Genomic DNA, 14,634 nt, shown 5'->3' with positions numbered 1-14,634 from the left:
TTGGTTGGTTGGTTGGTTGGTTGGTTGGTTGGCTGGTTGAATGAAATGAAGCCATATATGGATTAAGAAATGACGAGATGCTCATGTGGCTGCAGCATTGATTTTTTATAAAAATCATTTAGTTAAGCTGGGCGCGGTAGCGTGCCTTTTTTATCTGTGGCAGAGGGTATTCATTTTAATTGCGAGATTTCTCTATGTTTCTATGATTTTTAAGACTGAATCATGTTTACGAAGTGGTGGCTGATGGGATAACTATTTAAATTAATCTGTAGGCCATTTAGATGAAAACTGGAAATTAAACAATGTGAAGAGTTAGATTGTGAATATTAGTGTGTTAAAAAACTTCTCCTGGATGGTCATTGAAAAGATCGTGTCAGTTTTTGGACTGATTTTTGTTACATCTTATGTCGCTAAGTATATTGGGCCATCCGCTTTTGGTACAATGGCTTTTGCTATCTCAGTTTTTGGAATTGTTCAAGCTGTTTCCTTGTTTGGGACTGAGACCATAATTTTTAAACGAATGAGTAGCAATGAGCGCTCCGGTATTCGGCTCATGCTGTCGGCAAAAAAATTGAGGCGAAGTATCTTCTTTGTGCTGGCAACGGTATTAATAATCTATTTTTATTTCATGACAGATACATTGACGTTTGTTTTTTGCCTGGCTGCGAGTATTGCTGCCTATTTTTTTTCTCAGGATGTTATTGCCATTTATAACGATGCGGCTTTGAATTCTAAGTTTAATGCTTTTGCGAACGTTATTGGGCTAGGTGTCAGCCTGTTGCTTAGGTTGGTTGTTGTGCATGCCAATCTTGATATAAAGTTTCTGGCAATCCCTATTATTACTGTGGCCATTATTCCTTATTATATAAGAGTGTTTTTTTTTAAAGCGCGGCATAAAAGAATTAATGGGGATAGATTTAGGGATAGGCGCTATATTATATACATGCTATATGCTGGACTGCCATTGGCGATATCAGGGATATCAATTTCGATATATACTCGTCTGTCACAGGTATTGCTGGCTAAGTTTGGAACAACAGCTGAACTGGGGCTATTCGCGGCAGCCAATACGTTGGCCTCCTCTTGGGCATTTATTAGTCTGGCGTTTATTACCTCCTCGTTCGCTATCATTTATAAAGAGAGTGACAGAGAAAAATCCATTAATGAAGCTGCGAGATTAAATGGTATCGTGCTGTTATTTTGTCTTGTTACGGTTACATTAATTATCATTTTTGGTCGATTTTTCATAAGTGTGCTCTATGGTGAGCAATATAGGGATGCCTACCCTATCATGATTATATTGACTGTCGCTACCGCTTTTTCAGCTATGGGGCCAGTAGCTTATCGTTATATAATTAAGGAGTCTGGGTATAAATTTATATCATACAAAACATTTTTTGTTTTCATTATTAATTTTCCGTTAAGCATGTTTCTAATTTCTCACTACAGTGTTTTGGGAGCTGCATATAGTATGTTAATAACAGAATTTATTTCATTGACGGCGTTGAATTATTTATTCAATCAAGGGGTTGTGGCCAGGATACACATTAAAACATTCAATCCTTTTTTGTATTTAAAAGGAAAGGTGCGTTAATTGTAGATGGAGAGGGTATTGGGTAAGTATTCTTTGTTTTTTCTATGAGGGTTTTTAATTTTTTTAATTCCGCTTTGTTGATTACAGGTTGCAGGAATAATAAATAATAGATATTCTGATATGAACTGTTCTTTTCTCGGTAGCGTAAATTTCCTGTGAAAATGCGAGTGCAGTTTCGATTTAGTCAGCCGTTTTTTGACTGCATTGCAGATTAGATGTAATTAGCACTTATCAGATTGGCGCTTGTCGAAAAATCTCCTGTTTGCCTTCACCGCCACCCATCTCTCTCACTCGTTCATCACTAAGCCCTCGTCCTTAAGGACGATAGTCAGCATTTTCCTTTCCTCTCTATAGTGAGATTACCGCCGCTGGCGGTGAAAAACCTGCAAGCACCTGCATGCATCAGGCCAAAACTATAAGAGGAAATAACCATGAACCTGTCGTCGCGGTTGCACGCCCACCTGGCTCGAGGCAAGGTCGGCTTTCCCACCACCCTGGCCAGTTCGGTCGGGGTGATCATGGCCAGCCCGGTGATCCTGACGGTCACCAGCGGCTTCGGCATCGGCGGCGACACCTTCGCGCTGGCGATGCTGATCGCCTTCATCATGATGCAGGCGCAGCTCACCACCTTCTCCGAAGCGGCAGCGCTGCTGCCGACCTCCGGATCGGTTTACGACTACATCTCCTGCGGCATGGGGCGCTTTTTCGCCATCACCGGCGCGCTGTCGGCCTACCTGATCGTGCACATCTTCGCCGGCACCGCCGAGACCATTCTCTCCGGCATCATGGCGCTGGTGAACTTCGAGCACCTCAATACCCTGATGGAAAGCCACAACGCCTCCTGGATGGTCGGCGTCGGGCTGGTAATCGTGTTCGGCCTGCTCAACGCGTTCGGCATCGAGGCCTTCGGCAAGGCGGAGATCGTGCTGACCTTCGCCATGTGGAGCACGCTGGTGATTTTCGGTATCGTCGGGCTGCTGTCGCCGCATGCGGTGCCGCTCGAGGGCTGGTTCGGCAGCACGCTGAGCCTGAACGATCCCTTCGCGGTGTTCAGCCTGATCGGCATGGCGATGTTCATGTTCGTCGGCTGTGAGCTGGTGACGCCGATGGCGCCGGAGATCAAGCGCTGCGATCGGGTGATCCCGCGCGCGATGGCGCTGGGGCTGTGCGGCGTGGCGGTGTGCATGGCGCTGTATGGCGCGGCGCTCAGCCACCAGGTGGAAAACGTGGTGATCGACGCCGCCAGCGGCACGCGCCTGCTAGAAACGCCGATGGCCATCCCGGCGTTCGCCGGCCAGGTGATGGGCCAGTTCGGCAAATACTGGCTGGGCGTCGGCCTGCTGTTGGCGGGCGCGGCGACCATCAACACGCTGATGGCGGCGGTGCCGCGTATTTTGTACGGCATGGCGCTGGACGGCGCGCTGCCGCGCATGTTCGCTTATCTGCACCCGCGCTTTAAGACGCCGGTGGTCGGTATTCTGGTGGCGGTGTTGATCCCCTGCGTACACGCCTTCGCCATTCAGGGCAACCTTGACAGGATCATTCCGCTGGTGCTGGCGGCGGTGTGCGCCTGGGGTGTGGCCTACCTGCTGGTGACCTGTTCGGTGGTGATCCTGCGCGTACGCCGCCCCGATCTGCCGCGCGCCTATAAATCGCCGTGGTTCCCGCTACCGCAGATCGTTTCCAGCGTCGGCATCGTGCTGGCCATCGTTTACATCACGCCGCCGGGAATGAACCCGAGCGACATCTACATTCCTTTCGGTTGGATGATCGGCCTGACCGCCGCCTATGCGCTGTTCTGGACGCTGTGCGTGCAGAAAGTGAATCCGTTCAAGCCGGTGCCGGTCGAGCAGGTGCTGGAGAACGCGTTCGCCAAGGGTGAAAACGAGGAGGCGCAGTTTGATCGGCTTACTTCCCTCACTTAATCGCGCCTGGCGGCGAGCGCCGTCGGGCTATCGGCCGGGCGCCGCGCTGGATCGTCTGGCGCGCAACCTGGAACCCTACGCGTGCGAACGCCTGGCGCCGAGCCTGCTGCGGCTGACGCTGCCGCAGGGGCCACAGATCGAGATCGGCGAACAGGTCCAGGGGCTGTTTATGGCGCATATCGTCAGCCACCGCTTTCGGTTGCAGGGCCCGTGCGCGATGCAGCTTCCGCTGACGCTGGACGTGGTGACCGGCGGCTGGCTGCGGCGGCGCGGGGTGCGTTATCTGCTGCGCCAGCGCCATGCGGCCGCGCAGCGGGTGCTGGACGGCCTGCAGCGCTACCCGCAGATCGGCGAGACGCTGGCGCAGCTGGATTTTCGCCGCGTGCGGCTGACGGTGAACGACGGGCGTTGGCAGGTGGAGATTGAGCATTTCGCCGCATCGGCGGTGGTCAGCCGTTTGCCGGCCGGCCGCCGCTACCTGCGGCTGGATGCCGAACAGCGGCGGCTGCTGTTGAGCAGCCTGCTGATGATCGGCCAACTGATGGAGAAGCTGAATCATGAATAGAGTGGTTGTGATTACCGGCGGCGGCACCGGCGTCGGCGCCGCCTGCGCCCGTCTGCTGGCGGCGCAGGGCGATCGGGTGTTCATCATCGGCCGCCGCCCGGAACCGCTGGCGGCGCTGGCGCAAGAGATCGGCGCGCAGGCGCTGGTGGGCGATGCCGCCAGCGGCGAGAGCTGGAACCACGCGCTGCTGCCGGCCATTCTGCGCGAAGCCGGGCGCATCGACTGCCTGATCGGCAGCGCCGGCGGAATGGGCTTCAAGCGCATCACCGAGATGACCGACGCGCAGTGGCAAGGGGCGATGGACAGCAACCTCAACAGTGCTTTCGCCAGCGCGCGCGCCTGCCTGCCGGAGCTGATTAAAAGCGGCGGCAACCTGCTGTTCGTGGCCTCGATCGCCTCACTGGCCGCCGGGCCGGAGGTCTGCGGCTACGTCACCGCCAAGCACGCGCTGATCGGGCTAATGCGCTCCATCGCCCGCGATTATGGCCCGCTGGGCGTGCGCGCCAACGCGGTGTGCCCGGGCTGGGTGACCACGCCGATGGCGGACGAAGAGATGCAACTGCTGATGGACGCCCATCAGATTTCGCTGGAGCAGGCTTACCAGATGGTCTGCCGCGACGTGCCGCTGCGCCGCCCGGCCAGCGCCGAGGAGATCGCCCGCGTCTGCCGTTTCCTGTGTTCCAGCGAAGCTTCAATCATTACCGGCGCGGCGCTGGTGGCCGACGGCGGCTCCACCATCGTCGATGTGCCGACCCTGGCTTTCACTTCCCTGTAAGGAGCATTTCCATGAGTTCAGAAGCGGTATTCATTCAGGTTGGCGCGCTGGCGGAAGGCTTTGCGCCGCACAGTAATACGCTGGAACGGCAGCACGGGCTGGCGGGCACCACGCTGACGCTGCGCTTTAGCGACGGCGCGACGCAGCGCTGCCGGTTTACCGACGAGCAGACGCTGGAGTGGGGCGAACGGCGCAGCGTCGCCTATCGCGCCACCAGCATTCGCCCCGGCGTGCTGTTCATCGATTTTCTCGATCCTGCCCGCGCCAACGCCAGCATTACGCTGGTATGCGACCGCAATCAGGGCAACTTCACCGCGGTGTACGGCCAGCTGCCGGACGAAGCGCAGGCGCGGCTCGACGCCTTCAGCCGGGTGGAGCAGGGGCTGCCGCTGACCGCGGTCGAGGCCGAATTCCGCTTCGGCACGCTGGATGACGCCGACGTGGCGCCACCGGGCTTTACCGATGAGCTGATCGGCATGCGCAACATGTACACCTACAGCCCGACCGAACGGTACGAGCACATCTACCTGAACGATAACTTCTACGCCTGGCAGTGTCTGGACGGGGTGGAGAAAGGGCTGGCGGACGTCGATCGCTGCCACTACGTGAAGGTGGCGGAGCAGCTTTATCTGTTCGTCTGGCGCGAGAAGATCATACCGACGCTGGGCGTGGTGATGATCGATCTGCAGGGCATGCGCACCGACGGCAAGATCCTCGGTTATCAGGGCAGCGATTTCAGCGCGCTGAGCAACTTTGCGGTCGGCGCCCATGCGCAGGTGTTGAACACCACGCGCCACCCGCGAGGATAGGGCGATGAGCGCAACCTATGCGGCCGACGCCTTTGCGGGGCAGGCGGTGCTGGTGACCGGCGGCGCTCAGGGCATTGGGCTGGCGATCGTCAGCGCCTTTGCCCGGCTGGGCGCCGAGGTGACTATCGCGGACGTGCAACTGCCGCAGGCGCAGGCGGCGGCGCAAACGCTGCGGGGTGAAGGGCTGAGCGTGCAGGCGCTGGCTTGCGATCTGGCCGAACCGGGGCAGATCGCTGAGCTGGTGACGGCGGTAGGTGAGCGGCATCAACGGCTGGACGTGGTGATTCACAACGCCGCTTACTTTCCGCTGACGCCGTTCGCCGCCATCGACGCGGCTCTGCTGCAACGCACGCTGAGCGTCAATCTGATGGCGCCGTTCTTTCTGGCGCAGGCGGCGCTGCCGTGGATGCGCCGCCGGGGCGGCGGCTGCCTTCTGGTGACCTCGTCGGTGACCGGCCCGCGGGTGGCCTACCCGGGGCTGGCGCACTACGCCGCCTCCAAGGCCGGGGTGAACGGGTTTATTCGCGCGGCGGCGCTGGAGCTGGCGGCGGAGAAAATTCGCGTCAACGGCGTGGAGCCGGGGATGATCCGCACGCCGGCGATGGCCAACCTGGGCGACGCGCAGGTGAATCAGGCGATCGCCGCCTCGGTGCCGCTCGGGCGGCTGGGGGAACCGGAAGACATCGCCGCGGCGATGGTGTTTCTCGCTTCGCCGGCGGCGGCCTACATCACCGGCCAGACGCTGGTGGTGGACGGCGGTGCGCTGTTGCCGGAAACGAATGCTCTGCTTACCTGACGCTACAGCGTTGTTGGCTGCAACGTCAATTAATTTGAGAATTCCGGTTGGTTAAATCACTGCTTGGCGGGATGCGCGGTGACGTTGGCGGGCAGGCTGTCGCCCAGCGTGATCAGCTCGTCCAGCAGCGTCATCAGCTGGTCCATTTTCTGCCGCGAGAAAGCGGCTTCAATCTCGGCGTAGCCCTGTTCCACCTGGTGGCGCGCCACTTCATACAGATCCTGGCCCTGCTGGGTCAGCGACACGTACAGCTTGCGCTGATCGTTGACCGGCTTCAGGCGGAAGATCAGCTTGTCACGCTCCATGCGCGACAGAATGCCGGTCAGGCTGGGGCGCAGAATGCAGGTTTCCGCCGCCAGCTCGTGGAATTCGATCGAGCGGCTGTTGGCCAGCACGCGGATGATGCGCCACTGCTGTTCGGTCAAATTGTGGCTTTTCAGGATCGGGCGGAAGAACCCCATGGCGGTTTCACGCGCCTGCAGCAGGGCGATGGTTAACGATTCATGCATAAGTTTGGCCTTAGCTATCAAGGTGTTCGTTGTTACGGCGCTCGTTATGGGGGCGCCTGCCCCGCAAAGCCCGATTTTGTTAATAACTTAATAGTAGCCAAAGTTACCCGTAGGGATAAAGCAAAAATGCGGGGCGCAGCGAAAAATGGCGATAAAAATGATTAATACATTGAATAATCACGCTAATGTTCGTTATTTGTGAATATTTTGTTATCACGATCACAAATCACTCCAAGCGCATTGCGTAAAAGCTGCACAGCGTATAAAAGTAATCATTAATATGTTAATGAATGCCGGTTGTCATGTTTTGCCATTGGAGGAGTTCGCATGAAAGGCACCGTATTTTCCGTTGCGCTGAACCACCGCAGCCAACTGGACGCCTGGGATCAGGCGTTTCACCAGCCGCCGTATCAGACCCCGCCCAAAACCCCGGTCTGGTTTATCAAACCGCGCAACACCCACCTCGCCAACGGCGGGGCGATCCCGTTTCCGGCCGGTGAAACCGTGCACAGCGGCGGCACGCTGGCGGTGATCATCGGCGATACCGCGCGTAAGGTGCCGGCGGCGCAGGTGAGCCGTTATCTGGCCGGTTACGCGTTGGCCAACGACGTCAGCCTGCCGGAGAGCAGCTTCTACCGCCCGGCGATCAAGGCCAAATGCCGCGACGGATTCTGCCCGCTGGGGGAGATCGGCCAGTTGGCGAATGCCGATCGGCTGGAGATCGTCACCGAGATCAACGGCGTGGAGCAGGATCGCTGGTCCACCGCCGATCTGGTGCGCTCGGTGCCGGAGCTGATCGCCGCCATCAGCGACTTTATCACCCTGCAGCCGGGCGATGCGGTGCTGATCGGCACCCCGCACCAGCGGGTGGAGATCAAACCGGGGGATGAGGTGACGGTGCGCGCCGCCGGCCTGCCCACGCTGACCAACCGCGTCACCCAGGCAGGAGCCGCATCATGAAACATGCCCGTATTCGCCATCATGGCCAGATCTTCAACGTGCAGGTGGACGAGCAGCTGCGCGTCACGTTGCCGAACGGCGAGGTGCTGCAGGAGCGCGAAGTGGAATGGTTGCCGCCGGCGCAGGGCACGGTGTTCGCCCTGGGGCTGAACTATGCCGACCACGCCAGCGAGCTGGAATTCAAGGCGCCGGAAGAGCCGCTGGTGTTCCTCAAGGCGCCGAACACCCTGACCGGCCACCGCCAGGTGTCGGTGCGCCCGGCCGGCGTGGAGTATATGCATTACGAAGCCGAGCTGGTGGCGGTGATCGGCAAGACCGCGCGCAACGTCAGCCGCGAGCACGCCATGGAGTATGTGGCGGGCTACAGCCTGTGCAACGACTACGCCATTCGCGATTACCTGGAGAACTACTACCGGCCGAATCTGCGGGTGAAGAGCCGCGACACCCTGACGCCGATCGGGCCTTACATCGTCGATCGCGACGACGTCGCCGATCCGCACCGGCTGGCGCTCAGCACTTACGTCAACGGCGAGCTGCGCCAGCGCGGCAGCACCGCCGACATGATTTTCGACATTCCGTTCCTGATCGCCTACCTGAGTGAATTCATGACGCTGCAGCCGGGCGACATGATCGCCACCGGCACGCCGAAAGGGCTGGCCGACGTGCAGCCGGGCGACGAAGTGGTGGTGGAGATCGAGGGCATCGGCCGTCTGGTTAACCACATTATCAGTGAAAAAGATTACGAGGAGAGCCTGCGATGAAAACCATCAACCACTGGATCAACGGCAAGAACGTCGCCAGCAAAGAGTACTTCACCACCACCAACCCGGCGAACGGCGAGTTGCTGGCGGAGGTGGCCTCCGGCGGCCAGCTGGAGATAGACCAGGCGGTGGCGGCGGCGAAAGAGGCGTTCCCCAAGTGGGCCAACACGCCGATGAAAGAGCGCGCGCGCCTGATGCGCCGCCTGGGCGAGCTGATCGACCAGAACGTGCCGCAGATCGCCGAACTGGAAACCGCCGACACCGGCCTGCCGATCCACCAGACCAAAAATGTGCTGATCCCGCGCGCTTCGCACAACTTCGAGTTCTTCGCCGAGGTGTGCCAGCAGATGAACGGCAAGACCTACCCGGTAGACGACAAGATGCTCAACTACACGCTGGTGCAGCCGGTGGGGGTGTGCGCGCTGGTGTCGCCGTGGAACGTGCCGTTCATGACCGCCACCTGGAAAACCGCGCCTTGCCTGGCGCTGGGCAACACCGCAGTGCTGAAGATGTCCGAACTGTCGCCGCTGACCGCCGATCGCCTGGGCGAGCTGGCGCTGGAGGCCGGCATTCCGGCCGGGGTGCTGAACGTGGTGCAGGGCTACGGCGCCACCGCCGGCGACGCGCTGGTGCGCCATAAAGACGTACGCGCGGTCTCCTTCACCGGCGGCACCGCCACCGGCCGCCGCATCATCGAAAGCGCCGGGCTGAAGAAATTCTCCATGGAACTGGGCGGCAAGTCGCCGGTGCTGATCTTTGAAGACGCCGACATCGAGCGGGCGCTCGACGCCGCGTTGTTCACCATCTTCTCGATCAACGGCGAACGCTGCACCGCCGGTTCGCGCATCTTCATTCAGGAGAGCATCTACCCGGAATTCGTCAAACGTTTCGCCGAGCGCGCCAACCGCCTGCGCGTGGGCGATCCGCAAGATCCCAACACCCAGGTGGGGGCGCTGATCAGCCCGCAGCACTGGGAAAAAGTCTCCGGCTATATCCGCCTCGGGGTGGAAGAAGGGGCGACCCTGCTGGCCGGCGGCCCGGACAAACCGGCCGGCTTGAGCCACGGCAACTTCCTGCGCCCCACGGTGCTGGCGGATGTCGACAACCGGATGCGCGTGGCGCAGGAGGAGATCTTCGGGCCGGTGGCCTGCCTGTTGCCGTTCAAATCAGAAGAAGACGGCCTGCGCATGGCCAACGACGTGGAGTACGGTCTGGCGTCGTACATCTGGACGCAGGATGTGAGCAAGGTTCTGCGCCTGGCCCGCGGCATTGAAGCGGGCATGGTTTTCGTCAACACCCAAAACGTACGCGATCTGCGCCAACCGTTCGGCGGCGTGAAAGCCTCCGGCACCGGCCGCGAAGGCGGCGAATACAGCTTCGAAGTGTTCGCCGAAATGAAGAACGTGTGCATTTCCATGGGTGATCACCCGATCCCTAAATGGGGCGTTTGATAGCGTCTCTGGCGTTTAAAATTGACAAACATACCCTAAATAATTCGAGTTGCAGGAAGGCGGCAACTGAGCGAGTCCCGATGAGCTTACTCAGGTAAGCGATTCGGGTGAGTAAAGGCAGCCAACGCATCTGCCGCTTGAAGTATGACGGGGATAGGAGGACTTATGGGTAAGTTAGCGCTAGCCGCCAAGATTACACATGTTCCATCGATGTATCTGTCGGAAATCCCTGGGAAAAACTTTGGCTGTCGGCAGGCGGCCATCGACGGCCATAAAGAGATCGGCGCGCGTTGCCGCGAGATGGGCGTCGACACCATCGTGGTGTTCGACACCCACTGGCTGGTAAACAGCGCCTATCACATCAACTGCAGCGCGCACTTCTCCGGCGTGTACACCAGCAACGAGCTGCCGCACTTCATTCGCGACATGACCTACGACTACGACGGCAACCCGGCGCTGGGGCAGTTGATCGCCGACGAGGCCTGCAAGCTGGGCGTGCGCGCCAAGGCGCACGACATCCCGAGCCTGAAGCTGGAATACGGCACGCTGGTGCCGATGCGCTACATGAACGCCGACAAGCATTTCAAGGTGGTATCGATTTCGGCGTTTTGCACCGTGCATGACTTCGCCGACAGCCGCCGGCTGGGCGAGGCGCTGAAAAGCGCCATCGAGAAATACGACGGCACCGTGGCGGTGCTGGCCAGCGGCTCGCTGTCGCACCGCTTCATCGACGATCAGCGCGCCGAAGAGGGCATGAACAGCTACACCCGCCAGTTCGATCAGCAAATGGACGAACGGGTGGTCAAGCTGTGGGAAGAGGGGCGCTTTCGCGAGTTCTGCGAAATGCTGCCGGAGTATGCCGATTACTGCTACGGCGAAGGCAACATGCACGACACCGTGATGCTGCTGGGCCTGCTCGGCTGGGACCAATACGACGGTAAGGTGGAGTTCATCACCCCGCTGTTCGCCAGTTCCGGCACCGGGCAGGTTAACGCCGTGTTCCCTTTGCCCGCTGAAGCCTGAGGTGTGTGAATGCCCCATTTTTATGCTGAATGTACCGACAACATCCGCCGCGAGGCGGATTTGCCCACCCTGTTCGCCAAGGTCAACGAGGCGCTGGCGGCGACCGGCATCTTTCCGCTGGCCGGCGTGCGCAGCCGCGCCATCTGGCTCGACACCTGGCAGATGGCCGACGGCAAGCAGGACTACGCCTTCGTGCACATGACGCTGAAGATCGGCCACGGCCGCACTCTGGAAAGCCGCCAGCAGGTGGGCGAGATGCTGTTTGCGCTGATCAAGGAACACTTTGCCGCGCTGATGGCGCAGCGTTACCTGGCGCTCTCTTTCACTATGGAAGAGCTGGATCCGGTGCTGAATTACAAACAGAACAATGTCCACGCGCTGTTCAACAAGGCGTGAATAAGGGGTCGTAAATGCTGGATAAAGAGCAGGTTAACCGCGCCGTACAGCGCCTGCATCAGGCGGAAAAGAGTCGTGAACAGATCCGCGCGCTGTCGCTCGATCATCCCGAGATCACCATCGAAGACGCCTATGCCATTCAGCGGCAGTGGGTGGAGCTGAAGATTGCCGAGGGGCGCACGCTCAAAGGCCACAAGATCGGCCTGACCTCGCGCGCCATGCAGGTGAGCTCGCAGATCACCGAGCCGGACTACGGTGCGCTGCTGGACGACATGTTCTTCAACGACGGCAGCGACATTCCGATCGATCGCTTTATCGTGCCGCGGGTGGAGGTGGAGCTGGCGTTCGTGCTGGCCAAGCCGCTGCGCGGGCCGAACTGCACGCTGTTCGACGTGTACAACGCCACCGACTACGTCATTCCCGCGCTGGAGATTATCGACGCGCGCAGCCACAACGTCGATCCCGAGACTCAGCGGCCGCGCAAGGTGTTCGACACCATCTCCGACAACGCCGCCAACGCCGGGGTGGTGATGGGCGGGCGGCCGATCAAGCCGGATGCGCTGGATCTGCGCTGGATCTCCGCGCTGCTGTACCGCAACGGCGTGATTGAAGAATCCGGCGTGGCGGCGGCGGTGCTCAACCACCCGGCCAACGGCGTGGCCTGGCTGGCCAACAAGCTGGCGCCGTATGAAGTGGAGCTGGAAGCGGGGCAGGTGATCCTCGGCGGCTCCTTCACCCGGCCGGTGCCGGCGCGGCGAGGTGATACCTTCCACGTCGACTACGGCCCGATGGGCTGCATCAGCTGCCGCTTCGTCTAAAAAGCAGGCTCGGCGAACCGGGCCGCAATAAACCGGGCGGGCCATGCGCTACGCCCGCTTGTCAGGGAGAATGCGATGTTAACCAACCACTTCAAGCGTGCACTGCAGGAAAAACGCCCGCAGATCGGGCTGTGGCTCGGGCTGTGCAGCAGCTACAGCGCCGAGCTGCTGGCCGGCGCCGGTTTCGACTGGCTGCTGATCGACGGCGAACATGCGCCCAACAACGTGCAAACGGTGCTGGGGCAGCTGCAGGCGGTCGCGCCTTACCCGAGCCAGCCGGTGGTGCGGCCACCGTGGAACGACGCGGTGATCATCAAGCAGCTGCTGGACGTCGGCGCGCAAACCCTGCTTATCCCGATGATTCAAAACGCCGAACAGGCGCGCGACGCGGTGCGCGCCACGCGCTATCCGCCGCACGGCGTGCGCGGCGTCGGCAGCGCCCTGGCGCGCGCTTCGCGCTGGAACCGGGTGCCTGATTACCTGCAGCAGGCCGATGAGCAGATGTGCGTGCTGGTGCAGATTGAAACCCGCGAAGCGGTGAAAAACCTCGACGCCATTTTGCAGGTGGAAGGGGTGGACGGCGTGTTTATCGGCCCGGCGGATCTCAGCGCCGACATGGGCTTTGCCGGTAATCCGCAGCACCCGGAGGTGCAGCACACCATCGACGACGCCATCGCGCGCATCCGCGCCGCCGGCAAGGCGCCGGGCATTTTGATGGCCAACAAGGCACTGGCGCAGCGCTATCTGGAGGCCGGCGCGCTGTTTGTCGCGGTGGGGGTGGATACCACCCTGCTGGCGCGGGCGGCGGAAGCCCTGGCGGACGAATTCAAACGGGGCGGGGCACAAGCGCCTTCATCGGGAGTCTACTGAACCATGAACCACGTCGATTCGCTGCAGCCGGCCAACCCGGCGCAGCAACATAAAGCGTTAACCGCCGCCGAGCAATCGGTGATTAAAAAGTTGTTTCGGCGCCTGATCATTTTCCTGTTCGTGTTGTTTGTTTTCTCTTTCCTCGACCGTATCAACATCGGCTTCGCCGGGCTGACGATGGGCAAAGATCTCGGCCTCAGCTCGACCATGTTCGGGCTGGCGGCGACGTTGTTCTATGTCACCTACGTGATCTTCGGCATTCCGAGCAACATGATGCTGAGCCGGGTCGGCGCGCGGCGCTGGATCGCCACCATCATGGTGCTGTGGGGCATCGCCTCCACCTGCACCATGTTCGCCACCGGGCCGACCAGCCTGTACGTGCTGCGCATGATCGTCGGCATCACCGAGGCCGGTTTCCTGCCGGGCATTCTGGTGTACCTCACCTACTGGTTCCCGGCGTTCTACCGCGCCCGCGCCAACGCGCTGTTCATGATCGCCATGCCGGTGACCATGGCGATCGGCTCGCTGGTCTCCGGCTATATCCTGGCGCTGGACGGGGTGATGAACCTGAAGGGCTGGCAGTGGCTGTTCCTGCTGGAAGGCATTCCGTCGGTGCTGCTGGGCGTGGTGGTGTGGTTCTACCTCGACGATACGCCGGCCAAGGCCAAGTGGCTGACCGACGAGGAGAAAGCCAGCCTGCAGGCGATGATGGAGGCCGACAAGCTGCAGCTGGTGCAGCCCAACGGGCCGAGCAGCCACCGCGCGCTGCAACAGCGCAGCCTGTGGCGCGAGATCTGCACGCCGATCGTGCTGATGTATACGCTGGCCTATTTCTGCCTGACCAACACCCTGAGCGCGATCAACATCTGGACGCCGCAGATCCTGCAAAGCTTCAACCAGGGCAGCAGCAACGTGACGATCGGCATTTTGGCGGCGATCCCGCAGATCTGCACCATCGCCGGCATGGTGTGGTGGAGTAAACGATCCGACAGGCTGCAGGAGCGCAAGCATCACACCGCGCTGCCGTACCTGTTCGCCGCCGCCGGCTGGCTGCTGGCGTCCGCCACCGATCACAGCCTGATCCAGTTGCTCGGGATCGTGATGGCCTCGGTCGGCTCCTTTACCGCCATGGCGATCTTCTGGACCACGCCGGATCAGTCGATCAGTCTGGAGGCGCGCGCGGTGGGGATCGCGGTGATCAACGCCACCGGCAACATCGGATCGGCGCTCAGCCCGCTGTTGATCGGCTGGTTCAAGGATCTGACCGGCAGCTTCAACTCCGGGCTGTATTTCGTCTCGGCGCTGTTGATCGTCGGCGCCGTGCTGGTGTGGCGCATCCCGATGAAGGATTCGCGCCCGAGAGCGACGCCTTGATGCGTAAG

At 60.1% G+C, this 14,634-nt stretch carries 15 protein-coding genes; 14 read left to right on the top strand and 1 reads right to left on the bottom strand.

Annotated features, from left to right (window positions below; genetic code table 11):
- Nucleotides 1–319 precede the first annotated feature (319 nt).
- The 6 genes from HMPREF3138_RS18880 (at nt 320) to HMPREF3138_RS18855 (ending at nt 6,464) form a co-directional block, all read left to right on the top strand.
- Nucleotides 320–1,594, top strand: a complete 1,275-nt coding sequence (locus tag HMPREF3138_RS18880; RefSeq protein ID WP_038878403.1) for an oligosaccharide flippase family protein — start codon at nt 320–322, stop codon at nt 1,592–1,594.
- A gap of 431 nt (nt 1,595–2,025) precedes the next feature.
- On the top strand, nt 2,026–3,519 hold the full coding sequence (locus tag HMPREF3138_RS18875) for an APC family permease (RefSeq protein WP_033648536.1): 1,494 nt from the start codon (nt 2,026–2,028) through the stop codon (nt 3,517–3,519).
- Complete coding sequence (locus HMPREF3138_RS18870) at nt 3,494–4,084, top strand: DUF3156 family protein (protein WP_038878406.1); 591 nt, start codon at nt 3,494–3,496, stop codon at nt 4,082–4,084. The genes HMPREF3138_RS18875 and HMPREF3138_RS18870 overlap by 26 nt, the downstream gene beginning before the upstream one ends.
- Entirely contained in the window at nt 4,077–4,859 is a 783-nt protein-coding gene (locus HMPREF3138_RS18865) for an SDR family NAD(P)-dependent oxidoreductase (protein ID WP_033648535.1), read from the top strand. The genes HMPREF3138_RS18870 and HMPREF3138_RS18865 overlap by 8 nt, the downstream gene beginning before the upstream one ends.
- 11 nt (nt 4,860–4,870) lie before the next feature.
- Complete coding sequence (locus HMPREF3138_RS18860; RefSeq protein ID WP_038878408.1) at nt 4,871–5,668, top strand: molybdenum cofactor biosynthesis F family protein; 798 nt, start codon at nt 4,871–4,873, stop codon at nt 5,666–5,668.
- 4 nt (nt 5,669–5,672) lie between these two features.
- Nucleotides 5,673–6,464, top strand: coding sequence for an SDR family oxidoreductase (locus HMPREF3138_RS18855; protein WP_038878409.1), 792 nt, complete (start codon nt 5,673–5,675; stop codon nt 6,462–6,464).
- 56 nt (nt 6,465–6,520) lie between these two features.
- Here HMPREF3138_RS18855 and hpaR read toward each other — a convergent pair whose 3' ends face one another.
- Nucleotides 6,521–6,973: a homoprotocatechuate degradation operon regulator HpaR gene (gene hpaR, locus HMPREF3138_RS18850; RefSeq protein ID WP_004933183.1), complete on the bottom strand. Its 453-nt coding sequence runs from the start codon at nt 6,971–6,973 to the stop codon at nt 6,521–6,523.
- A gap of 327 nt (nt 6,974–7,300) precedes the next feature.
- Here hpaR and HMPREF3138_RS18845 point away from each other — a divergent pair, with 327 nt between their 5' ends.
- The 8 genes from HMPREF3138_RS18845 to hpaX all read left to right on the top strand — a co-directional run bounded on the left by HMPREF3138_RS18845 (nt 7,301) and on the right by hpaX (nt 14,626).
- Nucleotides 7,301–7,933, top strand: coding sequence for a fumarylacetoacetate hydrolase family protein (locus HMPREF3138_RS18845; RefSeq protein WP_038878411.1), 633 nt, complete (start codon nt 7,301–7,303; stop codon nt 7,931–7,933).
- On the top strand, nt 7,930–8,694 hold the full coding sequence (locus HMPREF3138_RS18840) for a fumarylacetoacetate hydrolase family protein (protein ID WP_038878413.1): 765 nt from the start codon (nt 7,930–7,932) through the stop codon (nt 8,692–8,694). Before HMPREF3138_RS18845 ends, HMPREF3138_RS18840 begins: the two co-directional genes overlap by 4 nt.
- Entirely contained in the window at nt 8,691–10,145 is a 1,455-nt protein-coding gene (gene hpaE, locus HMPREF3138_RS18835) for a 5-carboxymethyl-2-hydroxymuconate semialdehyde dehydrogenase (RefSeq protein ID WP_038878416.1), read from the top strand. Before HMPREF3138_RS18840 ends, hpaE begins: the two co-directional genes overlap by 4 nt.
- A gap of 165 nt (nt 10,146–10,310) precedes the next feature.
- Nucleotides 10,311–11,168, top strand: a complete 858-nt coding sequence (gene hpaD, locus HMPREF3138_RS18830; RefSeq protein WP_038878418.1) for a 3,4-dihydroxyphenylacetate 2,3-dioxygenase — start codon at nt 10,311–10,313, stop codon at nt 11,166–11,168.
- Between the two features lie 9 nt (nt 11,169–11,177).
- Nucleotides 11,178–11,564, top strand: coding sequence for a 5-carboxymethyl-2-hydroxymuconate Delta-isomerase (locus HMPREF3138_RS18825; protein ID WP_038878420.1), 387 nt, complete (start codon nt 11,178–11,180; stop codon nt 11,562–11,564).
- Between the two features lie 14 nt (nt 11,565–11,578).
- Nucleotides 11,579–12,382, top strand: a complete 804-nt coding sequence (gene hpaH / locus HMPREF3138_RS18820; RefSeq protein WP_004933170.1) for a 2-oxo-hept-4-ene-1,7-dioate hydratase — start codon at nt 11,579–11,581, stop codon at nt 12,380–12,382.
- A gap of 75 nt (nt 12,383–12,457) precedes the next feature.
- Entirely contained in the window at nt 12,458–13,252 is a 795-nt protein-coding gene (gene hpaI / locus HMPREF3138_RS18815) for a 4-hydroxy-2-oxoheptanedioate aldolase (RefSeq protein WP_038878422.1), read from the top strand.
- 3 nt (nt 13,253–13,255) lie between these two features.
- Nucleotides 13,256–14,626, top strand: coding sequence for a 4-hydroxyphenylacetate permease (hpaX, locus tag HMPREF3138_RS18810; protein WP_038878424.1), 1,371 nt, complete (start codon nt 13,256–13,258; stop codon nt 14,624–14,626).
- Nucleotides 14,627–14,634 lie beyond the last annotated feature (8 nt).

This window comes from Serratia sp. HMSC15F11 (assembly GCF_001808215.1).
GTDB classification, from domain to species: Bacteria; Pseudomonadota; Gammaproteobacteria; order Enterobacterales; family Enterobacteriaceae; genus Serratia; species Serratia nevei.
Note: the sequence above shows the minus strand (reverse complement) of the source record. Positions and strands in the feature narration are given on the sequence as shown.